Here is a 26,176-nt window from a genome sequence, read left to right on the forward strand (position 1 = left end):
AAAATATGAACAAACAGCATTTCATCGAATATTTAAAGTTTGCACTTGAAGCAAAACTTCAAGAGGCAGTACAAGCAGCAAATTCTGCGAGAGAAGATGCGACGCACGAACAAAGTGCCGCCGAAACACAATATGATTCTTTAAGTATTGAATCGGCTTATCTAGCTCAGGGCCAGAGCGAACGTGTAGACGATGCGCATAAAGCAATTAAAGCTTTTGATAGCATTTATGAGTTGTGTCCTTCTGAATCGATTGTCATTGGTAGTTTAGTAAGTTGTGAGAACGAAGAGGGTGATATTTTTTGGTATTTTATTGGCCCTACAGAAGGCGGTTTGAAACTAGATATAAAAAATACAGTCGTTTGGACAATCACACCGGCATCGCCACTTGGTAAGGTGCTCATGAATAAAAAAGTGCATGATGAATTTGAATGGACTATGCATGGAGCAACACAGGAATTCGAAATTACAAAAATTCTTTAATTAATATCAAAACACCTATTTAAATCTGTGGTTTAATATTAACCAATGTAATCTTAAGCTTATTAACTATGTCATCGGAAATAACCCCAAAAGCCAACGAGCAATTAGACTTTTTATGCGAACTACTAAACTCTCATGGATTAGTACCAATTTGCTCTAAGTTAAATGATTTACAGCGAGATACGCACATAGAGGTTATGGGAGAGAGCCCGCTTAAGATACACTGCCAAGTTTATGCTCAAAACGAAGTTAGGTTTAGCTATATGAAGTCGAGGAGTCGAGTGCAGATGCGTTTAGTGTTAAGTGAAACTGGATTTAAAATCTTTGGAAAAGAAGAGTTTTTTAAGCACTTACTTGCATTAATTGAGGGAAATGCGAGTTAGTTTTATAACTCGCAAACATTACTCACGAAACGCTCATATAGACTAGGCATATTTTCAATAAGTGTATTGCGACCAAATACATTTGATGCTTTTAGCGCTTGATTAATATTCTCAATATTCTGATATTCAAACAAATCTTGACTGCATGCTATGTGGCTTATATGCCAAGGTTCACTAGCGACACCGCCTTTGAATTCCTCATAAGGTCGGTAAAAACCAAACTTAGAAAGGTTCTTGTCTAGCCAGATATTAAGCGTGTAAAAAGGCCCGTCAAATTGATACTCCCATGGTTCGAGCTGTAATGTTTGACCGGGCTTTAATAGGTTAGGAGCAAATACATCTAGGTCAGTACCAAAGTGATGCCTGCTAGCTCCAGGCATCGCCGAGTAAAGCATAATAGCTTGTATAATCTCGATTTCTGAGAGGTTGGCAATGTCAACAGGTCCGTTATTCGCATTTAAAATAGGGCGTTTACCTGAAAACTTGTTATTCCAGATAAGAGATTGACGTTCGAAGCTGCGATAAGCAGATGCAATTTCTAAATCGAACCCAGCATTCTTTGCGGCTAATTCTAAATCTAGAAAATCATCGATAATACCTTGATGAAGTTGTTTGCCTTTGTATTCGGTCAAATGCGCTTCAGAAAGGCCGCAAGCGCAAGCGGCCATATCAGATAAAGTCATTAGCTAAGTAACTTCTCGAGTATCTTCTCGTAAACTAAAGCCAGTTTGTCTAAATCATCACAGCTAACGTGTTCATCAACCTGATGTATGGTCGCATTAATTGGCCCGAGCTCTATAACTTTACAGCCAGTTTGCGCAATAAAACGACCATCGGATGTGCCGCCAGTTGTTTCTGGTGTACTCGGCAAACCGGTTACTTCTTCGATGGCAGCCAAAGTCACATCAAGCAATTCACCAGGCTCAGTTAAAAATGGTAGGCCATTTACAATCCAGTTTAAGTCGTATTCTAAGCTGAACTTATCTAGGATTGCGATTGTGCGTTGTTGTAGCTGTTCAACCGTTGATTCTGTTGAAAAACGAAAATTGAACTGCACATACACACTACCAGGGATGACGTTAGATGCGCCAGTGCCGCCTTGAATGTTTGATATTTGAAAGCTGGTTGCCGGGAAAAATGCATTGCCCTTATCCCATTCAGTTTGACTCAGCTCTGCCAAAGCAGGAGACACCGCATGAATAGGGTTATGCGCTAAGTGGGGGTATGCAACGTGGCCTTGTTTGCCTTTTACAGTTAAATGTCCTGTTAAAGAACCTCTACGGCCATTTTTGACTACATCACCCAGTCGGTCACGAGAAGAAGGCTCACCGACCAAACACATGTCGATTTTTTCATTTCTTGCTTCAAGTAGATCGACTACCTTTGTGGTGCCATTAATGAATGGACCTTCTTCATCCGATGTAATTAGAAACGAAATAGAGCCTTTATGCTCAGGGTGCTTTTCTACAAACCGCTCAGTTGCAACCACCATAGCCGCCAGTGACCCTTTCATGTCAGCGGCACCACGGCCATGTAATATGCCATTTTCAATGACACCGTCAAAAGGAGGATGTTGCCATTCATTCTCATCGCCTGTAGGCACAACATCAGTATGACCTGCAAAGCAAAAATGTGGGCTATCAGTGCCTTTCCTTGCCCAAGTATTTAATGTATCGACAAAAAAATGCTCTTCAATGTTAAAACCAAGTTTAGCTAAACGCTCGTTCATTAAGGCTTGGCAGTTAGCATCTTCAGGAGTCACTGATTTCTTTTGGATCAATGCTTGGGCTAGTGAAACAACCTCAGAATGTTGAGGTGTATTATTTTGACTGCCCATCAAGCGAAAATCTCATCATACTGGGCTGCTTTAAAACCAAGGTGTAGTTTACCATTCACCTTAAGAATAGGGCGTTTGATCATCGCTGGAGCCGCAACTAAATGAGTAATGGCAGATGGTTCAGATAGGTTGCTCTTTTCATCATCTGATAAAGCACGGTAGGTTGTTCCGCGTTTGTTTAATACTTGCTCCCAACCTAAATTTTTACAAAATTCAGTCACTAACTCTTCTGAAACGCCGTCTTTGCGGTAGTCATGAAAAGTAAATTCAATATTGTTGTCACTAAGGTATTTTTTTGCTTTTTTAATGCTGTCACAGTTCGGAATGCCATACATAGTGATCATAAGAGCCTCTTAAATATTCTGGTTTTGAGTAATTGTAATGAGTGGGTCTAGCCCAGCACGCACTTGCTTCAACGGGTAAAAGCAAGGACCTAATTTATCTGCGTTAACAATAAGTAAACTGCCGAGGAGTGGTTTTTCTAGGTGCGTGGTTTCGAAGTAAGCAAGTAATTCACCTTGCTTGACTTCTTTTTTGCCAAAGGCACTGGTTATTTGCAAACTTGTATTGGCTTGTTCTGAAGGTGGCTGAATATGAATAAGTAACTTCAAGCCATTTTTTGCAACCAATATAATCTCATAGCCATGGCGTTTAACTTGTTCAATTTTACCGTCAAATGGCGCGGTAACTTTTCCTTGGGTCAACTCTACAGTCACGCCTCTTCCAATCATGCCAGAAGAAAATAGGGAAAGCGGGTGCTGTTTCAAAGACTGTACTTTGCCGCTAAACGGACTGGCGAGATGTAAAACTGGGTCAACAATTTCATTGATAGGCGCAAAAGGAATTGATTGAGAAAACTGCATTAAAGAACCGTGTATCCGTCTTTTTTCAGCGCATTAATTGCGTCTTGAATTTGTTGCTCTTTGACTAAAACATAGTCAGTGTCATAAGTGGAAATGGCAAAAATGGAGATTTTAGCATTTGCTAATACACCAGATATATTGGCCATGATCCCTGTTAAAGAAAAACCAAGTGGACCTATCACTTCTAATGCTCGCCAATGTGCTTCAGTGGCAAAACTATCAACTTCAATATCTGAAGGGCAAACAATAGAGAGTTCTTCAAGTGTTTTAGAAATAAAGAAAATATCACACGCTAACACTTGGTTAGGAATTGTTTGGTCAACGTCAAGGCTATGTATTGAAAAGTCCTGTTTTAACAATTGTAATGTTTGCTTTGACATAGTCGCTTATGTTTATTGGGCTATATGTCTATAGTATAGCTAAGTGTTAAAAAGTTAAACCCTCAACACTTAGCTAAGTTTTACAATTGTACAAACAGAGTTAGTTTGTTTGATCTGCTAATTGTTTAGACTGAATAGCCGTAAGCGCAATCGTATAAACGATGTCTTCTACCAGTGCACCACGGCTTAAGTCGTTCACAGGTTTGCGCATACCTTGAAGCATAGGACCAATACTTACCAGTTCAGCACTTCTTTGTACTGCCTTATAAGTCGTATTACCAGTATTTAAGTCTGGGAATACAAACACCGTTGCTTTACCTGCAACTTTACTGTTTGGAGCCTTTTTACGAGCTACGTTTTCCATAATCGCTGCGTCGTACTGTAGTGGGCCATCAATTTCAAGATCTGGACGTTTTTCCTGAGCAATTTTAGTGGCTTCACGCACTTTATCTACATCAGCACCATGGCCAGACTCACCTGTAGAATAGCTGATCATGGCCACTCGTGGCTCAATACCAAATGCCGCAGCAGAGTCAGCTGACTGAATGGCGATATCGGCAAGTTGATCAGCAGTAGGGTCTGGGTTAATAGCGCAGTCACCATAAACTAATACTTGATCAGGTAGTAACATAAAGAACACAGAACTGACTAAAGATGAACCCGGCGCAGTTTTAATGAGCTGAAGAGGAGGGCGAATAGTATTCGCTGTGGTATTCACCGCACCAGATACAAGGCCATCGACTTCGTCTTCAGCGAGCATCATAGTGCCTAAAACAACGTTGTCTTGCAGTTGCTCTTTAGCAACCACAGGGGTAAGACCCTTGTTCTTACGCAATTCAACCATAGGTGCAACATAATTATCTTGGATCTCATTCGGATCTTTAATAATCACGTTTTCGTTGAGCTCTACACCTTGTTGAAGCGCAATACGTTCGATTTCTTCTCTTTCACCCAATAGTACAGTTTTGGCAATGCCACGTTCACCACAAATTGCAGCAGCTTTGATAGTGCGAGGTTCATTGCCCTCAGGAAGCACAATGGTTTTCTTTGCTTGACGCGCTAAATCGGTCAACAAGAATCTAAATGCAGGAGGAGAAAGCTTGCGTGTTTTCGCAACGTCTTTGGCTAAAGTATCTAACCAATCTGAGTCGATGTTCGCAGCATTATGCTCTTTTACTTTTTCAATACGCTGTTCGTCATCACTTGGTACTTCCATATTAAAGTTGTGAAGTAACAAAGATGTACGCCAAGTATCAGCTTCAGTGGCTAGAATTGGCAGACCCGTTTCCATTGCCTGTTCACATAAAGTCATGATGCGTGGTTCAGGTTTAAAACCACCCGTCAATAAAATCGCACCTAACTTGGTACCATTCATAGCTGACAAACACGCTGCCACTAACACGTCAGAGCGGTCTCCCGGTGTAACCAGTAGCGCACCCGGGGTAAAGTGATTCAAGATATTTGATACCGTTCGGGCACAAAAGGTGACACGGCGTAATCGTCTATGGGCCATGTCACCGGCATTGATCACTTCGGCTTTTAGGTAATCACTTAAGTCTGCTACACGTGGCGCGACTAGATCGAAGTCCCAAGGAATTGCGCCAAGTAACATAAACGGGTGTTTCCTGAAAATAGGTAATGACGCCAAACGGTTCATTTCATTTTCAAGTTCTTCAGGTTCATGCTGATCAACTAAATCAGCACGCGCGCGTCCTTCTTCATCAAGCGGAGCATTTACTTTGTTAAAAATACATCCCAGTACACGACTGTGATCTATGCCGCCGTAGTTGCCAGATGCTATTTCTAATCTATCTTCTAATTGTTCGTTGGTATCATTACCTGGTGTTAATACAAATACGATGTCTGCACCAAGTGTTTGTGCAATTTCACGGTTAACACGACCAGCATAAGGCTGAAGGCGAGTTGGCACCATACCTTCGATAATCGCAACTTCATCATCACAGATGGCACTTTCGAAGCGCTCAACGATTTCTTCTAGCAGATCATTGCCTTTACCATCACCAATCATTTGTTCAGCATAACTAAGTTCAAAAGGCATTGGAGGCTGAATAGTCGAACCTTGTTGCACAATAACCGTCGATTTCTCAGGCCCTATATCGTCTTTACGAGGTTGAGCAATGGGTTTGAAAAAGTTTACTTTTACTGCTTTTTGCTCAAGCGCACGTACGAGACCAACAGAAACAGATGTTAAACCAACCCCAGTAGAGATGGGGATTAACATTATCCTACGGCTCATTATTTTTGCTCCTGTGCAATGTTTGCTGCATCGTTGGCAATCATCCATTCTTCATTGGTAGGCACCACAATGGCACATGGCGCTGTTTGCTTTGTGATCACACCTTCAGAACCAAAGCGTGCCGCAAGGTTCTTATCATTGTCGATTTCTAAACCTAAGAAAGATAAATGTGCAACGACTTTAGCGCGAATTACATCTGAGTTTTCACCAATGCCACCCGTGAAAATCAGTGCGTCTAACCCACCTAATGGCACTACAAACGCTGCAATTTGTTTTGCTAAACGATAGCAGAATATATCTAATGCAAGTGCTGCTTGCTGATGCCCGTCAGCCGCAGATTCTTCAATGGTTCTACAATCATTAGAAAGTTCACTAATGCCAAGTAAGCCACTTTCTTTGTTCAAGAGCGTATCTATTTGCTTTGCGGAGTAATTCAGTTGTTCAGTCAGGTAGTTGAAAATGCCAGGGTCAATATCGCCACTGCGCGTACCCATGACTAATCCCTCAAGTGGTGTCATACCCATACTGGTATCTACCGATTTACCATTTTTAATAGCTGTAACAGAGCAACCATTGCCTAAATGCGCACTAATAACCTTGGAGTTTGTTTCGTTAAGGTCTAAGATCTTGATTGCTTCTGCCGATACAAAAGCATGACTGGTGCCATGGAAACCATAGCGTCTGATCCCATGTTGTTTGTAAAGCGTATAAGGCAGCGCATATAAGAAAGCTTCTGGCGACATACTTTGATGAAATGCGGTATCAAACACAGCAATTTGCGGTAAATGAGAAAACGCAGATTGCGCCGCTTCGATACCAAGCAAGTTAGCTGGGTTATGCAATGGCGCAAGTGAAGAAGTTTTTGTGATTGCTTCTATCACATCAGGTGTGATTAATGCAGATTTTGTGAAGTGCTCGCCACCATGAACAACACGGTGTCCAACAGCAATGAGGTTTGAATCTAATTGTAATTGCTTTACTAGTTCAACTAACTTTGCAATTGCAGTTTGATGAGCATCGTTTGGTGATAGCGCGATAAGTTGCTTATCACCATTAAACTTGTACTTGATTTGCGGATCTAGCTCGCCTAAACGTTCAGCAAGACCTGAAAGAAGCTCGTCACCTGACACAGTGTCGATGATGGCAAACTTTAAACTAGAGCTTCCGCAATTTAAAACCAGTACATGAGATGAGGGCATATGCATTTCCAATTTTGACAATAACAGTAAATGCGTATTAAGCTTAAAGCGAAGTCGCGGTTTAAGCTACGCAGTAATACAAAGGTATAATAGACAATGATAACTGTTTATTTTACCCCAATTTTGACCGAATAGTTAGCTTCTAGGAGTCCTAATGCAAAAAAGTCTCATTTCTCAAATGCAACTTGGACGACAGTACGCCAAAGAATGGCCTATGCGCAAAGAGCTTGCGCCTATGTTTGCAGAATTTAGAGTCATAAAAGCCACTGAACTTGCGATCAGTGTAATGCCTTTACTTGCTGTGATAACGTTAGTACTACAAACCAATTGGTTGGGAAATCAGTATGTACCTCAATCTTTAGCCATTGCACTTTTTTTTATATCTTTGCCTGCTCAAGGTTTACTTTGGCTAGGGAAGCGTGCTGATACGCCGCTTAATCCATCTTTAAATACTTGGTATCAAGAATTGTTTAATAAGATGGTGGCCAATGGTTATGATGCGCCCATGCAATTACAGTCGCGCAGACCCACTTATCGAACTTTGGCAAAACTGTTAAAAGACATGTTTGAGAAAATGGATAAAGCATTTACAAAAGAGCAGTTTTAACTGCTCTTTTCAGCTATACCCATCCTCAAAGTAATCATTTAATTAAAGGGGGGGGGTGTACAAGATAGTTTTATTTAAACCTTCTCATATTCGCTTAAATAAAATGATAGGGTGATTGTATGGCTCTGCTTTTCCTTTAAAGCGTCATAGTGACTCTCTTTAAACTTCCAAGCAAATGGGGTCATTTGTATTAAATGCTCAATGATTTCTGTTTTAATCTCTATTTGTTTTTCAAGCTCATGGTGTTTAACTAATTTAAACCCAGCAGGGGTATCTGGATGTGCATGTAAATTCACTTCAGGGTAAATTAACGACTTAAGCTCAAATAAATGTTTAGGGCCCGGGTTCACTAAAATTACTTTACCTGTGCTCTTCACCAGCCTTTGTAATTCTTGTTCAAAAACGGGGGCGAACACAGTGACAACACAGTCCATACTTTCATTTGCAAATGGTGCTTGTTTAGCAGAAGCAACACTAAAATTGGCCTCTTTATATCGCTTAGCCGCATATTTAACGGCTGATTTTGAAATATCGAGTCCATATACATCACATTCGGGCAGTTCATTGGCAAATAAGTGCGTATAAAATCCTTCACCACAGCCTAAATCGAGCAATGTTTGAGGAGAAGATAGTGAAATTAGATTGGCAATCTCTTGTCTCAAAAAGTGATAATGGTCAGTTGCAAAAAAGGCACGACGCGCTTGAACCATATCTAAATTATCACCGGGTTGTTTTGATTTTTTATTCTGAACAGGCAGTAAGTTGACATAGCCTTCTTTGGCGAAATCAAATTGGTGTCTGTTTTCGCAAGACATGCTATTGCCTGTTTTATTTAACGGAGCCTGACAAAGCGGACAGTGATAAATTAGCGTCATTTATCTAAGTATTCCTTATCATAAAAGGTTTTAACCCAGTGGGGTTTATAAGTAATAAGTAAAGTGATTGCCATACCATTTAACATGGCTTCGGGAAACCAAATTAACGTTGCATAAAATAAATAGTTATCTAATAACTGTTGGAATGTGTACGTATCAATTAGCCAATAATATACACCTGACGACAATATTTTGAATGCGCCAATACAGCCTGCGCATAAAAATGCACAGACAAAAATATATACAAAAAAATGTCTTGGTAATTTGCTGTAACACAGCACAAATAGGCCGTAACTGACCAATATGGGAAGTAGCGCAGTAAAAAGATAAAAGTCGGCAAATTCGGAAGATTGAATGGTGCCAAAAGCAAGCAATAAGAGACTGGTAAGTAGAGCACTTAAACTTGCTAACCGCCAGCCAAGCACCAAAGTAATTGCGGTTATTCCCAATATATGAATATTTAGATAGGGCAAAATCCCCGCTTTAATTTGCCAAAGCAGTGCCAGTACAACTGAACAAGCAAGTACACCAGTTTGTCGGATAGGCCTATGCCAAAGCGTTAAATATTCGCGTTTATCGATAGTAAACGCGAATATGATTAAGGTAATAAGCGGGGTCAATAACATAGAGTGAGTTCTAATTAAAATTTAAACTCGGCCCAAATTGGCGCGTGATCAGAAGGCTTTTCGATGCCTCTTAATTCGTAATCGATTTCACTTTCTACACATTTGGCCATCAATGATTCAGTCGCTAACACTACATCAATGCGAAGGCCTCGGTTATCATCAAAACCTTTTGAGCGATAATCGAACCACGAGTAACGTTCTGTCTTTTCTGGTGTTAATTCGCGGAAAGTATCTTTAAATCCCCAATCCATTAACGTCGCAAGCCACTCGCGTTCTTCTGGCTGGAATGAACATTTGCCCGTTTTCAGCCAACGCTTCTTATTTGGCTCACCAATACCGATATCTAAATCTATTGGTGAGATATTGATATCACCCATCACAATGACATTTTCTTCAGGCGTGTGATTTTCATTTAAGTGTGTCATTAAGTCTTTATAGAACTGACGCTTGTATGGGAATTTGGTTTCATGATTTATGTTATCACCTTGAGGGAAGTATCCATTATGAATGATCACATCTTCACCTTTGTCATTCTCGAATACACCTGAAATCATACGTTTTTGGGATTCTTCTGTATCAGTCGAAAACCCTTTTTTGATTGATTTAGCAGGTTTCTTTGACATCAGTGCGACACCATAATGTGCCTTTTGACCATGGAAATAAACGTGATAGCCCATAGCTTCTACATCTTCAACCGGAAACGCTTCATCGTGAACTTTGATTTCCTGTAAACCAATTACGTCAGGTTGATGTTTGTCGATTAATGCTTGCAATTGATGAAGACGAGCACGAAGGCCATTAATGTTAAATGAGATTACTTTCATAATTTGCGCTTATAGTTCTATATAATTTACGTACCATTTTAACATTGAAAGGGAGTTGCGAAAGCCCGAGATAGCAATTTAAATTATCTATCACTTTTTTCAATTTGGGAGATATGTTATTTATTAGTCAAAACACTCAAATTTTGGTGAGAAAGTAACTTGGTTAGAAATGCCAGCTGAATTAGTGCATTGAATTATAATGACTTTATTTTTGGTTCGGTTGTTGCTTTAAATTTAAGAAATGCAATTTTAATGGTACAACTTATTGAATGATTAAGTTGAATCAGTCACTCACTATACTAAACAGCTTAATTAAGTGTTACTGCAGATTGGTATTACATAGTAGGGAAATAACATGAGCGTCGTATTAGAAGATAGACCTATTGAACAAGTTAGAGAAGAAGTTATAGACAACCTAATTTACAACTATAGCCATGGTGTTATTTCCGCAGAGGCATTTGAAAGACGTTTAGACAAAGCGATGAGTACACAGGTTCACGCTGAAATCGTCGCCCTAACAGCAGATCTTACTATGCAAGCTGACGAGAAGTATACGGCGCAAAAAGATGCGAGCCTGAATATTAATTACGGACAAAAGTCTGCAGGTGACAAGCTAGATATTAAAACGGTTTTAGGAAACAGCACTCGAACAGGCAAATGGGCGGTACCAAAAGAAATTAACTTATTGAATGTGTTGGGTTCTACAACCTTAGACTTTTCCGATGCTGTATTTGAGCATCAAGAAGTCACAGTAAATGTAAATTGCATACTGGGTTCAGAGAAAATTTTAATCCCTGAAGGTGTAAATGTGATCTGCGAGGCTTTTTGCATTCTTGGTAACGTAGAAAATAAAGCGCCGTCAATTGCGCCGAAACAAGCACCGACTATAAAGATTAAAGGCAAACTGTGGTTAGGTTCAATTGACGTTGAAATTAAGCGCACGATTAAAGAAAAGTTTGTGAGCTTTGCCAATGAACTCAAGTCATTATTTGATGATGGCAGTTATGGTAAATATAAATAATCAGGATATAAGAGGGCACGCTAAACGTGCCCTTTTTTTATCATACTTTTTGTTCGGTAAACTTTAAAAAGAAAATCAAATTCGCAATAAACCATAAATCTTTAATTAAAAAGTGGCCAGTAGTAGATAAAATAGTTGATGTCGTAACTGCGCCTGGGGTTGTAGCTAAAAATGTTTGTGTCATGACAAAAACTGCAAGTGACATTAATACGCCAATCCAAAGTACTTTTTTGTTATATATGGCTGCAATTAAAAGTACGACAGCTAACAAATCATAAACACCAATTAAATTCGAGGCAGTTTGTAAATCCCAAACACTATACATCCAAGACATAAATGGTGAAGTTTGTAATAGGTCTTCGATACCTTGAGCTTCTATCAAGGTAAACTTCATACCCCCGATCCAAACGAGTACCACCAAAACTGGGAATATCGCTATCCACTGCATTGCATGCTGAGACAGTTTTGGATTAAGTAGACAAATGCCAATTGAGAGAAGCGCAAAATACTTGATTACACCTTGACCTGCTCCGATTACAGGAAACCCGCCCATACTTTCAATCCACATACCCGTCGAAAAAAGGCTCAATAATGGTACAGAAGATACAACAATAAGTAGGGATGCTAAGGCTGGTTTAGTTTTTTCAAAGTACATAGATAGTATCGAAAATAAAGCAAGTAAAGAAAAGCATAAAGCAGCCAACATGTTAGCAAGTTCATAACTTAGGAGTGAGTTTAAGCCAAAAAAATTGACAGTTTTTTCGATATGCCTATGACTACCCATCAGTAACATACTCGTGCTCATCAATAAACTTGATAATCCAACGAGTAAAAGCGCCACCTTGGTACTGCAATACAACTTTTTCATTTAACAACCTTTTTAATTGGGAATACGCAATAAGACCGAGATAAAGAAGATTTCTTTCATTTTATAAATATCTTTTATCGAATATTGTTTCTTTTGTCATTTTAAGCAACCAAAATAACAACGCACTTAAACACGGGAATTTTAAATGATCAAAACACTTTTTTATTGTGTCCTATTGCTTATAGCCATACCCAGTATCGCAAAGCAACAAACTGTCATTCTTATCTCACTTGATGGTTTTCGGTGGGATTATATTGAAAAACATAACGCTCAAAATATTAAACGCATCGCTGATAGCGGTGTTCGAGCCACTAAAATGTGGCCTGTATATCCAAGTAAAACCTTTCCAAATCATATATCCATAATTACCGGCTTACTACCGGTCAATCACGGTATTATCGACAATAAGTTCTGTGATAAACAAAGAGGTGATTGTTATAAGATGGGTAAAGGGCAAGGTGATAGTACTTGGCTCAATGGAATACCTTTATGGAATCTGGCAAAAATGCAAGGGCTCAAATCAGCTGCCTATTTCTGGCCTGAATCTGATGCGCGTTTTAATGGCATGACCCCTGACTATTACTATCATTACTCTAAACATAGTGATTACCTAACGCGTATCGATCAAATGGTTGAGTGGTTAAAGTTACCAAAAGAACAAAGACCAAGTTTTGTTGCAGGGTATTTTTCATTAGTCGATAGTATGGGCCATGACTTTGGACCTGATAGCAAAGAAGTCTATGATGCCGTGCAAAAAATGGATAAGCTAATCGGGCAGTTTGATGAGCGCTTAAAAAAGCTTTCTCATGATGTGAACTTAGTGCTGGTGGCAGATCATGGTATGTCTGCATTAAAAAAAGACAAAACAATCTCGATTAACAGCCTGAATATTCCAAAAGCTTGGACGGTTAAGAATACAGGTCCAAGAGTACTTATTTATTCTGGTGATTCATCAATTGAAGACGTTAATAGAGCAAAACAAAAACTCCGTCTTATTGCAAATAATCGTTACTCAGTGCTAGATGATACAACTTTAAAGCAACGTCATTACCATGGCACTCCAAGGATCCCAGATATTATCTTAGAAACCAAAGCACCGAGTGTTTTTAGTTTTGATGGCGAACTTGATTATAAAGGTACTCATGGCTTTGCAAATACAGATGATATGGCTGCCATGTTTGTAGCAACCGGACCTGCTTTTAAAAAAGGTTATGAGATCGCCGAAATGAGTAATTTAGAAATTTATCCAACAATAGCTAAAATTTTGGGCTTAGAGCTTATACGAAATGTAGATTCAGACGGAGAAACGTTACTTAAAGCACTAAACGAATGATATGAATAAAATTTGATAACTGTCAGTTTTAAATAAAAAGAGTAACCATAAGGTTACTCTTTTTTGGTTGGAAACTTTTTATCATCACTGCTTTGTTTATGACTTGCTGAATGCGTATGGCTTTTATCTAATTTATTTAAATGTGAAACAGGTTCTGCCAATGCTGAGGTTGAGCCAAAACATAAAACCAAACTAAAAATCTTCTTATACGCTGATGCAAACATAACAAATCCCTACGCTGTGACTGCCTTTGATATGTTTTAATTTTAGCAATGATCTTAAAAAAGGTGTGTGTATTTGTGTGCCCAATTGTAAGAGAATGTAAGACCAGTAAATCCGGCCTTACATTTACTGAATAACTATTTTATAAGTTATTTTTTCCCGCTAAATCTAGGAAGAATGCATACTCTAACGCTGTGTCGTGTAAACGCTTGAAGCGACCTGATGCACCACCGTGTCCTGCTTCCATGTCTACTTTGAACAACAACTTGTTGTCGTTTGTTTTATAGTCGCGCAGTTTTGCTACCCACTTTGCAGGCTCAAAGTACTGAACTTGAGAATCGTGCAGACCAGTCGTAACAAGAATATGCGGGTAATCTTGTTTTTTAACCTGGTCATAAGGTGAGTAACTTAACATGTAATCGTAATAAGCTTTGTCATTTGGATTACCCCATTCGTCATATTCACCAGTTGTAAGTGGAATACTTTCGTCGAGCATAGTTGTAACAACGTCGACAAATGGAACATGTGCCGCAATGCCTTTATATAAGTCAGGCGCTTGGTTGATCACCGCACCCATTAAGAGACCGCCAGCACTGCCACCTACTGCGTAGACTTGATCTTTGTTAGCATAACCTTGCTCAACAAGTTGTTTTGTTACATCAACAAAATCATTAAACGTATTTTGCTTGGTTAGCTTTTTACCATCTTCATACCATGGACGGCCTAGCATTTGTGAACCACGGATATGGGCAATTGCGAAAACAAAACCGCGGTCTAATAAGCTAAGTCGATTGCTTGAGAAGCTTGGATCCATTGTTGCGCCGTAAGAACCATAACCGTATTGGTATAATGGATTTGTGCCATCTTTTTTAAATTTGTCTTTGCGGTAAACAAGAGAAACAGGCACTTTAACGCCGTCTCTTGCTGTAACAAAAATACGTTCTGAAGCGTAATTTTCAACTTTGAAATCACCCAGAACTTTATTTTGCTTAAGAATACTTGGTTCACCTGACTCTAGATTAAAGTCATAGTGAGTACCTGGTGTTGTCATGCTTGTGTAGTAAATACGAATTGAGTCATTGTCTAACTCGTTATTACCATAAAGGTATGCTGCAAATGCATCATCGTTGAACTTAAGCGCTTTTTCACTGCCATTCTTTAGTGAGCGAACTATTACTTTTACCTGACCCATTTCTCGTTCTTGATAAACAAGGTGGTTATCGAAAAGCTCAACCCCTTCTAGTTTTACCTCAGGGCGATGTGCAATGACTTCTTGCCATTTAGATTTGTCACCTAAATCTTTTTCGTTAACTTGCATTAATTTGAAGTTAACCGCATTTAAGTTGGTTAAAATATAATAGGTGTCTTTATGTTTTGATACGCTGTATTCAAGGCCTTTTTCTCTAGGAATAAAACGAACAGCCTTAGCTTTACTATCATTTGCGTCTATAAAAGACATGCCAGAAGATTCGGTACTTGAATGATAAATGACAACATTTGACCCGTCTTTTGTTTTACCTATGTAAGTGTAATAAGTGTTATCCGCTTCTTCATATATTAGTTCGTCAGAAGATTGTGGTGTGCCAAGCTTATGACGATATACTTGATAACCTAGAAGGGTTTGCGGATCTTTTTTAACATAGTAGAAATGTTCATTATCGTTAGCCCACACAACACTCGCTTGCGCGCCTTCAATTTTATCGTCTAAAAGCTTGCCTGTTTTTAGGTCTTTGACCTGAATAGTATAAATTCTGCGACTGACTGTGTCTTCACCATAGGCTAGAAGCTGGTCGTTTGGACTCGCAGACAAGCCCGATGCACTATAATATTCATGACCTTTTGCAAGCTCGTTAACGTCAAGCAGCACTTGTTTGTCAGTACCTTTGAAATCAGAACTGCGTACAAAGATTGGGTATTCATTATCGCCACGCATCTCTGATGAGTAGAAATAATTCCCGCGTTTTGTCGGTACAGAATTATCGTCTTTTTGGATCCGAGATTTAAGTTCTTCAAACAGTGTTTGTTGAAGTTTTTCGGTGTTACTAAGTTGCGCGGCAGTGTACGCATTCTCGGCTTCTAAGTGAGCAATGATTTCAGGATCTTTTCGCTCGTCATCACGCATCCAGTAGTAATTATCGACACGTTTATGGCCGTGTATTTCCATTTCGTGTGGTATTTTTTTGGCGATGGGAGCTGTAACTGTTTGTTCTTGCACTTGTACAGTAGATTGCTGACTTTGCGTATTATTGTCGTTATTACAGCCAGCTAAAACAGCGAGTGAAATGATGCTTAAAGCATGAGGAAAAAACCGTTTCATAGTTATCCTTGTTATAAATTATTCCATTTGATGCTAACTCAGAATCTATTGACTCACCAGTCATGATTGTAAAGACATGTAAAGCAGAAACTGATATTTGTTAAGTTATAAACAAATTGTGCAAATTAGATAAATTTTTAAATGATTTGAATATGAGATTTAACCAAATGTAAATTGTTTATTAAATGTACAAAATAAATGGTTTATTACATTTACAAGAGAAAACTTGGCTATATAATGCGCGCAAACTCGTTCTTATTAGGTGTATTATGCTTAAATCTATCTCACTTTTGGCTTTTGGTTTAACTGTTTCTTTGAATGCTCAAGCATCAGCTTTCGTGTCAGCTGATAACTCTGCAGAAACAAAAGTATGTGTTATCGCATCAACAGAAGGCTTTTCGGCAGCTCGTAAAGAAGCGAGTAAACATGGCTTAAACGTGTCTCGTTTTTCACCAAGTTTACTATGCAATGGTGAAGATATTCGTAAAGTTGCAGAACGCGCTGAGCGTGAAGCGAATACATCTTCAGAGAAGAAAGTAACATTAGTTGCAAAAAACCAAACTTTAGAAACGTCTTTATGTATGACTGCAGCGAGAAAAGGGATTAAAGAAATCGGTTACAAAGCACGTAGTTTACGTTGTAATGATGTACCTGTACGTGAATTTGTAAAAGAGTTTGCTAAAACAGCGATCTAATATTGCTTTAGAAAAAATCTAAAAAAAGCCGTTGGAATTATTCAACGGCTTTTTTATTGTTTATGAATTATTTAGTCCATATACCTTTAGGTAATGTAGCTTTAATTTTTTCATTACTATTAGGGTCAAACACAGGAACTTTACCTTGTTTAAGCTGATTTATGTAATCTTTATAAAGCCAGATGACAGCACCTGATAGCATGAATAGGGCTGCTACGTTCACAATCGCCATCATGCCCATTGATACATCAGCCATAGTCCAAATTAAACCCAGTTCACTGACAGAACCAAACATCACCATACCAAGTACACATAATCTAAAAATTAGCATGCCATGTTTATGGTTGTGTTCTAAGAACATTAAATTAGTTTCAGCATATGAGTAATTAGCCACGATAGACGTAAATGCAAAGAATAAAATGGCAATTGCAATGAAAATAGCACCCCAATCGCCAACATGCTGTACTAGAGCGGCTTGTGTCAAAGCAATACCAGTAACACCAGACTCAGGGACTAGTTGATTTGATAAAAGAATAAGTGCGGCAGTTGCAGAACATATAATAATAGTATCAACAAACACACCAAGCATCTGAACATAGCCTTGAGATGCAGGGTGGTTTGGATTGGGTGTTGCTGTAGCAGCAGCATTAGCGGCACTACCCATACCTGCTTCATTAGAAAAGAGTCCACGCTTAATACCTTGGATCATTGCCTGCATAACAGCATAACCAATTGCTCCTGCTCCAGCTTGTTCAATACCAAAAGCACTATAAATGATTTGCTTGAATACCGCTGGCAAAAGCTCAAAATTAATAGCACATACATATAATGCAACGGCTAAATAAGCTAAGGCCATAAAAGGAACAACTAATTCAGCAAAACGGGATATGGTTTTTAGGCCACCGAAAATAATAAAACCTGAGCCGATAACGAGTAAAACACCCATAATGTGTTTTGGAATATCAAAGGCAACTTCAAATGCGGCTGTAATAGAGTTTGCTTGCACTGCATTGAATACAAGTCCAAATGCTAATATAAGACATAAAGAGAAAAGCACACCCATCCAACGCTTACCTAAACCATACTCCATATAATAAGCAGGACCACCTCGAAAGTTTCCATCTTCATCTTTCGTTTTATATAGCTGTGCGAGCGCACTTTCGGCGAAACTGGTTGCCATACCTATAAGTGCAATTAACCACATCCAAAAAATTGCTCCAGCCCCCCCTAAATAGAGTGCAACAGCAACACCAGCCATATTACCTGTTCCAACACGTGCAGCTAATGAAGTACAAAAAGCCTGAAATGAAGAAATGCCCGAATCAGAACCTTGTCTACTATTAGCCATAACCTTAACCATATAAGGAAATTGTCTAAATTGAATGAAGCCCAAACGGAAGGTAAAAAATAAACCTGCTGCTATTAATAGATATATAAGGACATGTCCCCATAGCAATCCACTAATAAAGTTTAAAATATCAGCCATAATTGAATGCCTAGTAAATTGAAGGAATAAATGAGGGCCGTAATCTAGCATAAATAAGGGGGGCAATCTAAAGGACAGCGGCGAAAATCTATTTTATCCACAGCATTTTGTGGGTAACTTGTAATTAAGTGGTTTATAAATGTGTATATATAAATATATAAAAAATAATGCATTTTTCTTTAAAAAAGGGGTTGCGCACTTTTAATTTCTCCCTATAATGCGCACCCACTGACACGGGGCGAAACGCTGAAAAGCAAATCAAAACGATGTCGAGTCAAATAAAACTTAACTTTGAAACTTTCTCTTAAGAAAAAGATTAAAATTAAGTGTTGACATAAAAAGTGAAGTCGTTATTATGGCGCTCCACTTCGCAGCGAGTCTGCGGTAACTCATCGAGTTACAACGTTCTTTAAAAATATGAAGCAATCATCTGTGTGGGCACTCGTACAGATTGAGTTCTAACAGCTCTTGATTCAGGAGCAAAAAAATTTAGAGTCTCAATTTCTTATGAGTGACTATATAGTCAATTTATACAGAATTCATTGAGCACGAATCTTCGGATTCAAAAAACTTTTAATTGAAGAGTTTGATCATGGCTCAGATTGAACGCTGGCGGCAGGCCTAACACATGCAAGTCGAGCGGTAACATTTCTAGCTTGCTAGAAGATGACGAGCGGCGGACGGGTGAGTAATGCTTGGGAATATGCCTTAGGGTGGGGGACAACAGTTGGAAACGACTGCTAATACCGCATAACGTCTACGGACCAAAGGGGGCTTCGGCTCTCGCCCTTAGATTAGCCCAAGTGGGATTAGCTAGTTGGTGAGGTAATGGCTCACCAAGGCGACGATCCCTAGCTGGTTTGAGAGGATGATCAGCCACACTGGAACTGAGACACGGTCCAGACTCCTACGGGAGGCAGCAGTGGGGAATATTGCACAATGGGCGCAAGCCTGATGCAGCCATGCCGCGTGTGTGAAGAAGGCCTTAGGGTTGTAAAGCACTTTCAGTAAGGAGGAAAGGTTAGTAGTTAATACCTGCTAGCTGTGACGTTACTTACAGAAGAAGCACCGGCTAACTCCGTGCCAGCAGCCGCGGTAATACGGAGGGTGCGAGCGTTAATCGGAATTACTGGGCGTAAAGCGTACGCAGGCGGTTTGTTAAGCGAGATGTGAAAGCCCCGGGCTCAACCTGGGAACTGCATTTCGAACTGGCAAACTAGAGTATGATAGAGGGTGGTAGAATTTCAGGTGTAGCGGTGAAATGCGTAGAGATCTGAAGGAATACCGATGGCGAAGGCAGCCACCTGGGTCAATACTGACGCTCATGTACGAAAGCGTGGGGAGCAAACGGGATTAGATACCCCGGTAGTCCACGCCGTAAACGATGTCTACTAGGAGCTGGGGTCTTCGGACAACTTTTCCAAAGCTAACGCATTAAGTAGACCGCCTGGGGAGTACGGCCGCAAGGTTAAAACTCAAATGAATTGACGGGGGCCCGCACAAGCGGTGGAGCATGTGGTTTAATTCGATGCAACGCGAAGAACCTTACCTACACTTGACATACAGAGAACTTACTAGAGATAGTTTGGTGCCTTCGGGAACTCTGATACAGGTGCTGCATGGCTGTCGTCAGCTCGTGTTGTGAGATGTTGGGTTAAGTCCCGCAACGAGCGCAACCCCTATCCTTAGTTGCCAGCGATTCGGTCGGGAACTCTAAGGAGACTGCCGGTGATAAACCGGAGGAAGGTGGGGACGACGTCAAGTCATCATGGCCCTTACGTGTAGGGCTACACACGTGCTACAATGGCGCATACAGAGTGCTGCAAGCTCGCGAGAGTTAGCGAATCACTTAAAGTGCGTCGTAGTCCGGATTGGAGTCTGCAACTCGACTCCATGAAGTCGGAATCGCTAGTAATCGCGGATCAGAATGCCGCGGTGAATACGTTCCCGGGCCTTGTACACACCGCCCGTCACACCATGGGAGTGGGTTGCTCCAGAAGTAGGTAGCTTAACCTTAGGGAGGGCGCTTACCACGGAGTGATTCATGACTGGGGTGAAGTCGTAACAAGGTAGCCCTAGGGGAACCTGGGGCTGGATCACCTCCTTAACGATTTAGAACAGATTTGTTCGTAGTGTCCACACAGATGATTGTTAGTTAGCACAAGTTGCTAATTAATATTGCTCTTTAAAAATTTGGAAAAGCTGATAATTAATTCTTTTAGAAGAAATTCTAAAAAGAGTTTTCAAAAGTAAAACAATGCCGATTAATCATTCAATGATTAATTAGCGTCTACTTTAGTATTCAATATTAACTTCTGGCGAAGTTAAAACTGTCTTTGACAATACAAACCATTTTGGGTTGTATGGTTAAGTGACTAAGCGTACACGGTGGATGCCTTGGCAGTTGGAGGCGATGAAGGACGTACTAACTTGCGATAAGCCTAGTCAAGCCAGTAAGAGGCGCTTGAGACTAGGATTTCCGAATGGGGAAACCCACCTGCTTGCAGGTATCGTTAACTGAATACATAGGTTAACGAGGCGAACGCGGAGAACTGAAACATCTAAGTACCCGTAGGAAAAGAAATCAACCGAGATTCCGAAAGTAGCGGCGAGCGAAATCGGATTAGCCCTTAAGCTTTAGTGTAGTTAGTGGAACATTCTGGAAAGTTTGACGATACAGGGTGACAGTCCCGTACACAAAAACTTATCTAAAGTGAAATCGAGTAGGTCGGAGCACGTGAAACTTTGACTGAATATAGGTGGACCATCATCTAAGGCTAAATACTCCCAACTGACCGATAGTGAACCAGTACCGTGAGGGAAAGGCGAAAAGAACCCCTGTGAGGGGAGTGAAATAGAACCTGAAACCGTGTACGTACAAGCAGTAGGAGCCCTTCGAGGGTGACTGCGTACCTTTTGTATAATGGGTCAGCGACTTATATTTTGTAGCGAGGTTAACCGTTTAGGGTAGCCGTAGCGAAAGCGAGTCTTAACTGGGCGTTGAGTTGCAAGGTATAGACCCGAAACCCGGTGATCTAGCCATGGGCAGGTTGAAGGTTGAGTAACATCAACTGGAGGACCGAACCCACTAACGTTGAAAAGTTAGGGGATGACCTGTGGCTTGGAGTGAAAGGCTAATCAAACCGGGAGATAGCTGGTTCTCCCCGAAATCTATTTAGGTAGAGCCTCGGACGAATACTTACGGGGGTAGAGCACTGTTAAGGCTAGGGGGTCATCCCGACTTACCAACCCTTTGCAAACTCCGAATACCGTAAAGTAATATCCGGGAGACACACGGTGGGTGCTAACGTCCATCGTGGAGAGGGAAACAACCCAGACCGTCAGCTAAGGTCCCAAAGTGTATGTTAAGTGGGAAACGATGTGGGAAGGCTAAAACAGCTAGGAGGTTGGCTTAGAAGCAGCCATCCTTTAAAGAAAGCGTAATAGCTCACTAGTCGAGTCGGCCTGCGCGGAAGATGTAACGGGGCTAAACATACCACCGAAGCTACGGCTGCATACTTTGTATGCGGGGTAGGGGAGCGTTCTGTAAGCGGCTGAAGCTCAATTGTAAAGTTGGGTGGACGTATCAGAAGTGCGAATGCTGACATGAGTAACGATAATGCGGGTGAAAAACCCGCACGCCGGAAGACCAAGGGTTCCTATCCCATGTTAATCAGGGTAGGGTAAGTCGACCCCTAAGGCGAGGCTGAAGAGCGTAGTCGATGGGAAACGGGTTAATATTCCCGTACTTGGAATAATTGCGATGGGGGGACGGAGCAGGCTAATCAAGCATGGCGTTGGTTGTCCATGTGAAAGGCTGTAGGCTGGTGACTTAGGAAAATCCGGGTCGCTAAGGCTGAGAGTCGAGACGAGCTACCACGGTAGTGAAGTTGATGATGCCCTACTTCCAGGAAAAGCCTCTAAGCTTCAGATTATTTCGAATCGTACCCCAAACCGACACAGGTGGTCAGGTAGAGAATACTAAGGCGCTTGAGAGAACTCGGGTGAAGGAACTAGGCAAAATTGTACCGTAACTTCGGGAGAAGGTACGCTCCTATCTGTGATGAGATTTACTCTCTAAGCGGACGGGAGCCGCAGTGACCAGGTGGCTGGGACTGTTTATTAAAAACACAGCACTGTGCAAAATCGTAAGATGACGTATACGGTGTGACACCTGCCCGGTGCCGGAAGGTTAATTGATGGGGTTAGCTTAGGCGAAGCTCTTGATCGAAGCCCCGGTAAACGGCGGCCGTAACTATAACGGTCCTAAGGTAGCGAAATTCCTTGTCGGGTAAGTTCCGACCTGCACGAATGGTGTAACCATGGCCACGCTGTCTCCACCCGAGACTCAGTGAAATTGAAATCGCAGTGAAGATGCTGTGTACCCGCGGCTAGACGGAAAGACCCCGTGAACCTTTACTACAGCTTGGCACTGAACATTGAGCCTACATGTGTAGGATAGGTGGGAGGCTTTGAAGCAGCGTCGCTAGATGTTGTGGAGCCATCCTTGAAATACCACCCTTGTATGTTTGATGTTCTAACATAGGCCCCTAATCGGGGTTGTGGACAGTGCCTGGTGGGTAGTTTGACTGGGGCGGTCTCCTCCCAAAGAGTAACGGAGGAGCACGAAGGTTGGCTAAGTACGGTCGGACATCGTACGGTTAGTGTAATGGTAGAAGCCAGCTTAACTGCGAGACAGACACGTCGAGCAGGTACGAAAGTAGGTCATAGTGATCCGGTGGTTCTGAATGGAAGGGCCATCGCTCAACGGATAAAAGGTACTCCGGGGATAACAGGCTGATACCGCCCAAGAGTTCATATCGACGGCGGTGTTTGGCACCTCGATGTCGGCTCATCACATCCTGGGGCTGAAGTCGGTCCCAAGGGTATGGCTGTTCGCCATTTAAAGTGGTACGCGAGCTGGGTTTAGAACGTCGTGAGACAGTTCGGTCCCTATCTGCCGTGGGCGTTTGAGAATTGAGAGGGGCTGCTCCTAGTACGAGAGGACCGGAGTGGACGAACCGCTGGTGTTCGGGTTGTGATGCCAATTGCATTGCCCGGTAGCTACGTTCGGAATCGATAACCGCTGAAAGCATCTAAGCGGGAAGCGAGCCTCGAGATGAGTTCTCACTTTAACTTTAAGTTAACTGAAGGGCCGTTGGAGACTACAACGTTGATAGGCTGGGTGTGGAAGTGTAGTGATACATTAAGCTAACCAGTACTAATTACCCGTGAGGCTTAACCATACAACGCCAAAGTGGTTTTAGCTCAGAAGCTAATATGAACTAGAGTAGAAAGTTTTAGAATTATCAGATTTTTCCGAATTTAAAGCAAAGTGATTAGATAAGCGATATCGCGAAATCAGTTCACCTTGCGCAAAGGAAATGAGTGCTACGCACTTGTCATTAACCCTTTGCACGTAAAGTATTTCCTGGTGACTATAGCGTTTTGGAACCACCTGACCCCATGCCGAACTCAGAAGTGAAACGAAACAGCGTCGATGATAGTGTGGGCTTCCCATGTGAAAGTAGAACATCGCCAGGGCCTAATTAAAGAAACCCGTTGCAGAAATGCAGCGGGTTTTTTGCTATGTGTAGAATTTTCGCATCGATATGTAAGAGTCTAAGCGCTTGTTAAAATGGATTGATTCACCTTGCGCAAAAGAAGCGCTCTCACTGCGTTCGCAGTCGCTAATTTTGCACCATAAGCGCAAGGTGAAATGAGTAGCCTTCACAGAGGTTAGTTTTATCTTGTTGAATTAGTTTCCATTAGAGAAAGCTGGTTTGCCTATTCATCCCTGAAGCTGGGTCCCATCGCGCATCCATGCGCTCATCTCAATGAGCTGCGAAGCTACGCTTCGGTCTCATTTCGTCCATGTGAAAGTAGAACATTGCCAAGCACCTATTTAAAGAAAGCCCGATTCGAAAGAGTCGGGCTTTTTTGCGTTTATGATGCTAAATCGTCCTGCACAGTGATGAGATTGTACACAGTGATAAAAAGACGAATTAGCGCAAGGTGAAATGAGTAGCCTTCACCGTGCTTAATCTTGACGGCCTCAACATCAGCTAAACTAGTTTATCTCACCTTGCGCAAAGCAAATGTGCTCGCCTTGCTCGTTGTCATTAACTTTGCACTATTTCACTGCGTTCGCTGTCGCTAATTTTGCACGATAGCGCAAAGCAAACGTATTCGCTTCGCTCATTGTCGTTAACTCTTTGCACTATGAAACAATCTCATGAGCTTTTATGTAGCTAATATGCTGTAATGGTTAAATAACAATCACAAGGAACTCTAATGAAATCAATCTTATATCTCTTTATTTTAACTGTTTCATTATCCGTTTTTGCGAACCCATTGAAGGGTACTTGGAAGTACGTCAGTGGTGAATACGCTACGCCTGATGGAAATGTTAAAGCTGAAGCGCCGGCAGTAACTTCGACTCGAATCGTTTCTGATACGCACTTCAGCTATATTACGCTTCACTCTAATAAATTTGCTTATGCTGGAGGTGGTACCTACGTCATTAAGGATAATTATTTCATTGAGACAGTAGAATATGGAAATTTAGAAGATTACATTGGCAAAACTATGGCCTTTACTTTTAAGGTTGAAGGTGATCTTTGGTATCACACCTTATATGAAAATGGCAAATTTGTTGAAAGCGAAATCTGGAAGAGAGTACCTAGTAAACTTTGATTCAGGTCTTTATTATTTTGAATACTAGAAAGTTATTGAAAATGTTCTGTAATTAAGTAAAGTACACTATCGCTTTTTAGAAGTTATATTGTAAGCAGTATTTACGTGTATATTGAATGCTAAATGCTGCTCAGGGGTTGATATGAGCATAGAGCATAAGACAAGAACTCAACTTGTTGCAGAAGCAATCAGAGAGAAAATACTTTCTGGTGAAATCAAAGCTGGTGATCCATTAAGGCAAGCTGCTTTAGCAGAAGAATTGAATGTCAGCAGAATACCTGTTCGAGAGGCATTGTTACAATTAGAAGCTGAAGGTCTTGTTAATTTCGAGGCTCATAAAGGTGCGACAGCGACACAATTAAGTGCAGATCAAATCGATGAAATATTTGATTTACGTGCTTTGTTAGAAGCCGAGCTATTAAGTCACTCTATTCAGAAGCTTACACCTCGAGATTTATTAGAAGCAGAAGCCATTTTGTATGACTTGGAAGAAGCTGTTGAACGAGGTGACACACAACTAGCTACTGGTAAGTTGAATGCTGAGTTTCACGGAAAACTATATTGTAAAGCTGAACGACCGCAAACTGCTGAACTTGTTGATATGTATAGTAAGAACTCTGAACGTTATGTTCGTATGCATATTTTACTGGCGGGTGGTTTTGCAACGGCGCCTGAAGAGCACCGTACATTGTTAGACTTATGTAAGCAAAAAGACATAGATGCCGCGTGCACTTTCTTGAAAAAACATATTCTAAGCGCCAAAGAAGACATTAAAGAACTTCTTATTAAGATGGAACAAGAGTAGAAAGAGCGGCTAAGCCGCTCTTTTTTTACAATGTATACTTACTTATTATTCTGTACACTTCGTTGATATTGTCTCCGGCTTTAAATTCTTTAACAAGTGGTTCAGTCTCAGAACCAATCCATAGTTTCAGTTCGGCATCCATGTCAAAATGACCAGCAGACTCTTTACTAAATTTAGTGATCTTGTTGTATGGGATAGTTAATATTTCCATTTTAGAACCTGTTACCCCTTGTTTATCAACTAATATTAAACGTCTATTAGTGAAAACAAACATGTCACGAATCACTTGATAAGCTTTCTCTATTACTTCACCTTCAATTAGGCTATCTGCAAGTAACTCTTCTGTTTTACCACTATCAGCTTCACTTGCATTTCCTAACAATCCACTTAATAAACCCAT

General features: G+C 40.9%; 23 protein-coding genes and 3 rRNA genes. 11 read left to right on the forward strand and 15 right to left on the reverse strand.

Annotated elements, in window-relative coordinates; genetic code table 11:
- Nucleotides 1-5: 5 nt before the first annotated feature.
- Together PP2015_RS07045 and PP2015_RS07050 are read left to right on the forward strand one after the other, a co-directional pair.
- Nucleotides 6-482: a GreA/GreB family elongation factor gene (locus PP2015_RS07045; RefSeq protein ID WP_058029595.1), complete on the forward strand. Its 477-nt coding sequence runs from the start codon at nucleotides 6-8 to the stop codon at nucleotides 480-482.
- Nucleotides 483-550: 68 nt separating this feature from the next.
- On the forward strand, nucleotides 551-865 hold the full coding sequence (locus PP2015_RS07050) for a hypothetical protein (protein WP_058029596.1): 315 nt from the start codon (nucleotides 551-553) through the stop codon (nucleotides 863-865).
- Between the two features lie 2 nt (nucleotides 866-867).
- On the opposite strand, the gene PP2015_RS07055 is transcribed toward PP2015_RS07050, so the two are convergent.
- From PP2015_RS07055 to PP2015_RS07085, 7 genes are all read right to left on the reverse strand, one after another.
- Nucleotides 868-1,548 (reverse strand): M15 family metallopeptidase, encoded by a 681-nt coding sequence (locus tag PP2015_RS07055; protein WP_058029597.1) that lies wholly within the window; start codon nucleotides 1,546-1,548, stop codon nucleotides 868-870.
- Complete coding sequence (gene dapE, locus PP2015_RS07060; protein WP_058029598.1) at nucleotides 1,548-2,702, reverse strand: succinyl-diaminopimelate desuccinylase; 1,155 nt, start codon at nucleotides 2,700-2,702, stop codon at nucleotides 1,548-1,550. Before dapE ends, PP2015_RS07055 begins: the two co-directional genes overlap by 1 nt.
- Entirely contained in the window at nucleotides 2,702-3,046 is a 345-nt protein-coding gene (locus PP2015_RS07065; RefSeq protein ID WP_058029599.1) for an ArsC family reductase, read from the reverse strand. Before PP2015_RS07065 ends, dapE begins: the two co-directional genes overlap by 1 nt.
- Nucleotides 3,047-3,055: 9 nt before the next feature.
- The gene (locus PP2015_RS07070; RefSeq protein WP_058029600.1) at nucleotides 3,056-3,565 is read right to left on the reverse strand and encodes a PTS glucose transporter subunit IIA; all 510 of its coding nucleotides are present in this window, start codon (nucleotides 3,563-3,565) and stop codon (nucleotides 3,056-3,058) included.
- The gene (locus tag PP2015_RS07075; RefSeq protein ID WP_058029601.1) at nucleotides 3,565-3,945 is read right to left on the reverse strand and encodes an ACT domain-containing protein; all 381 of its coding nucleotides are present in this window, start codon (nucleotides 3,943-3,945) and stop codon (nucleotides 3,565-3,567) included. Before PP2015_RS07075 ends, PP2015_RS07070 begins: the two co-directional genes overlap by 1 nt.
- A 100-nt stretch (nucleotides 3,946-4,045) precedes the next feature.
- Entirely contained in the window at nucleotides 4,046-6,202 is a 2,157-nt protein-coding gene (gene pta / locus PP2015_RS07080; RefSeq protein ID WP_058029602.1) for a phosphate acetyltransferase, read from the reverse strand.
- A complete protein-coding gene (locus PP2015_RS07085) occupies nucleotides 6,202-7,401 on the reverse strand; it encodes an acetate kinase (RefSeq protein ID WP_058029603.1) in 1,200 nt (399 codons plus the stop codon). Before PP2015_RS07085 ends, pta begins: the two co-directional genes overlap by 1 nt.
- Before the next feature lie 154 nt (nucleotides 7,402-7,555).
- On the opposite strand from PP2015_RS07085, the gene yfbV reads away from it, so the two are divergent.
- Nucleotides 7,556-8,008, forward strand: coding sequence for a terminus macrodomain insulation protein YfbV (yfbV, locus tag PP2015_RS07090; RefSeq protein WP_058029604.1), 453 nt, complete (start codon nucleotides 7,556-7,558; stop codon nucleotides 8,006-8,008).
- A 74-nt stretch (nucleotides 8,009-8,082) separates the two neighbouring features.
- Here the strand turns inward: yfbV and rlmA are convergent, their stop codons facing one another.
- The 3 genes from rlmA to xthA are packed head-to-tail and all read right to left on the reverse strand — an operon-like array spanning nucleotide 8,083 to nucleotide 10,333.
- Nucleotides 8,083-8,883, reverse strand: coding sequence for a 23S rRNA (guanine(745)-N(1))-methyltransferase (gene rlmA, locus PP2015_RS07095; protein ID WP_058029605.1), 801 nt, complete (start codon nucleotides 8,881-8,883; stop codon nucleotides 8,083-8,085).
- The gene (locus tag PP2015_RS07100) at nucleotides 8,880-9,509 is read right to left on the reverse strand and encodes an energy-coupling factor ABC transporter permease (protein WP_128724844.1); all 630 of its coding nucleotides are present in this window, start codon (nucleotides 9,507-9,509) and stop codon (nucleotides 8,880-8,882) included. Before PP2015_RS07100 ends, rlmA begins: the two co-directional genes overlap by 4 nt.
- Before the next feature lie 14 nt (nucleotides 9,510-9,523).
- Entirely contained in the window at nucleotides 9,524-10,333 is an 810-nt protein-coding gene (gene xthA / locus PP2015_RS07105; protein ID WP_058029606.1) for an exodeoxyribonuclease III, read from the reverse strand.
- A gap of 355 nt (nucleotides 10,334-10,688) precedes the next feature.
- Here xthA and PP2015_RS07110 point away from each other — a divergent pair, with 355 nt between their 5' ends.
- Nucleotides 10,689-11,354 (forward strand): DUF1707 SHOCT-like domain-containing protein, encoded by a 666-nt coding sequence (locus PP2015_RS07110; protein WP_058029607.1) that lies wholly within the window; start codon nucleotides 10,689-10,691, stop codon nucleotides 11,352-11,354.
- A gap of 40 nt (nucleotides 11,355-11,394) precedes the next feature.
- On the opposite strand, the gene PP2015_RS07115 is transcribed toward PP2015_RS07110, so the two are convergent.
- Nucleotides 11,395-12,222: a DUF417 family protein gene (locus tag PP2015_RS07115; RefSeq protein WP_058029608.1), complete on the reverse strand. Its 828-nt coding sequence runs from the start codon at nucleotides 12,220-12,222 to the stop codon at nucleotides 11,395-11,397.
- 145 nt (nucleotides 12,223-12,367) lie between these two features.
- On the opposite strand from PP2015_RS07115, the gene PP2015_RS07120 reads away from it, so the two are divergent.
- A complete protein-coding gene (locus PP2015_RS07120) occupies nucleotides 12,368-13,555 on the forward strand; it encodes an alkaline phosphatase family protein (protein WP_058029609.1) in 1,188 nt (395 codons plus the stop codon).
- A 53-nt stretch (nucleotides 13,556-13,608) separates the two neighbouring features.
- Here the strand turns inward: PP2015_RS07120 and PP2015_RS21865 are convergent, their stop codons facing one another.
- A complete protein-coding gene (locus PP2015_RS21865; protein WP_157599075.1) occupies nucleotides 13,609-13,779 on the reverse strand; it encodes a hypothetical protein in 171 nt (56 codons plus the stop codon).
- A gap of 140 nt (nucleotides 13,780-13,919) precedes the next feature.
- Nucleotides 13,920-16,094, reverse strand: coding sequence for a S9 family peptidase (locus PP2015_RS07125; protein WP_058029610.1), 2,175 nt, complete (start codon nucleotides 16,092-16,094; stop codon nucleotides 13,920-13,922).
- A gap of 269 nt (nucleotides 16,095-16,363) precedes the next feature.
- Between PP2015_RS07125 and PP2015_RS07130 the strand changes: the two genes are divergently transcribed.
- Nucleotides 16,364-16,789 carry a hypothetical protein gene (locus tag PP2015_RS07130; RefSeq protein ID WP_058029611.1) on the forward strand — a complete coding sequence of 142 codons (426 nt, stop codon included), beginning with the start codon at nucleotides 16,364-16,366 and terminating at the stop codon, nucleotides 16,787-16,789.
- A 67-nt stretch (nucleotides 16,790-16,856) separates the two neighbouring features.
- Here the strand turns inward: PP2015_RS07130 and PP2015_RS07135 are convergent, their stop codons facing one another.
- Nucleotides 16,857-18,275: an alanine/glycine:cation symporter family protein gene (locus PP2015_RS07135; RefSeq protein ID WP_058029612.1), complete on the reverse strand. Its 1,419-nt coding sequence runs from the start codon at nucleotides 18,273-18,275 to the stop codon at nucleotides 16,857-16,859.
- 574 nt (nucleotides 18,276-18,849) lie between these two features.
- Here PP2015_RS07135 and PP2015_RS07140 point away from each other — a divergent pair.
- The 5 genes from PP2015_RS07140 (at nucleotide 18,850) to PP2015_RS07160 (ending at nucleotide 25,776) form a co-directional block, all read left to right on the forward strand.
- A 16S ribosomal RNA gene (locus tag PP2015_RS07140) occupies nucleotides 18,850-20,382 on the forward strand.
- Nucleotides 20,383-20,640: 258 nt separating this feature from the next.
- A 23S ribosomal RNA gene (locus tag PP2015_RS07145) occupies nucleotides 20,641-23,521 on the forward strand.
- A 184-nt stretch (nucleotides 23,522-23,705) separates the two neighbouring features.
- A 5S ribosomal RNA gene (gene rrf, locus PP2015_RS07150) occupies nucleotides 23,706-23,819 on the forward strand.
- The 16S, 23S and 5S rRNA genes sit together here, the layout of an rRNA operon.
- 750 nt (nucleotides 23,820-24,569) lie before the next feature.
- Entirely contained in the window at nucleotides 24,570-24,971 is a 402-nt protein-coding gene (locus tag PP2015_RS07155) for a hypothetical protein (protein ID WP_058029613.1), read from the forward strand.
- Nucleotides 24,972-25,113: 142 nt separating this feature from the next.
- Complete coding sequence (locus tag PP2015_RS07160; RefSeq protein WP_058029614.1) at nucleotides 25,114-25,776, forward strand: GntR family transcriptional regulator; 663 nt, start codon at nucleotides 25,114-25,116, stop codon at nucleotides 25,774-25,776.
- A 25-nt stretch (nucleotides 25,777-25,801) separates the two neighbouring features.
- Here the strand turns inward: PP2015_RS07160 and PP2015_RS07165 are convergent, their stop codons facing one another.
- Nucleotides 25,802-26,176, reverse strand: coding sequence for a PH domain-containing protein (locus PP2015_RS07165; protein ID WP_058029615.1), 375 nt, complete (start codon nucleotides 26,174-26,176; stop codon nucleotides 25,802-25,804).

Source organism: Pseudoalteromonas phenolica (genome assembly GCF_001444405.1).
GTDB classification, from domain to species: domain Bacteria; phylum Pseudomonadota; class Gammaproteobacteria; order Enterobacterales; family Alteromonadaceae; genus Pseudoalteromonas; species Pseudoalteromonas phenolica.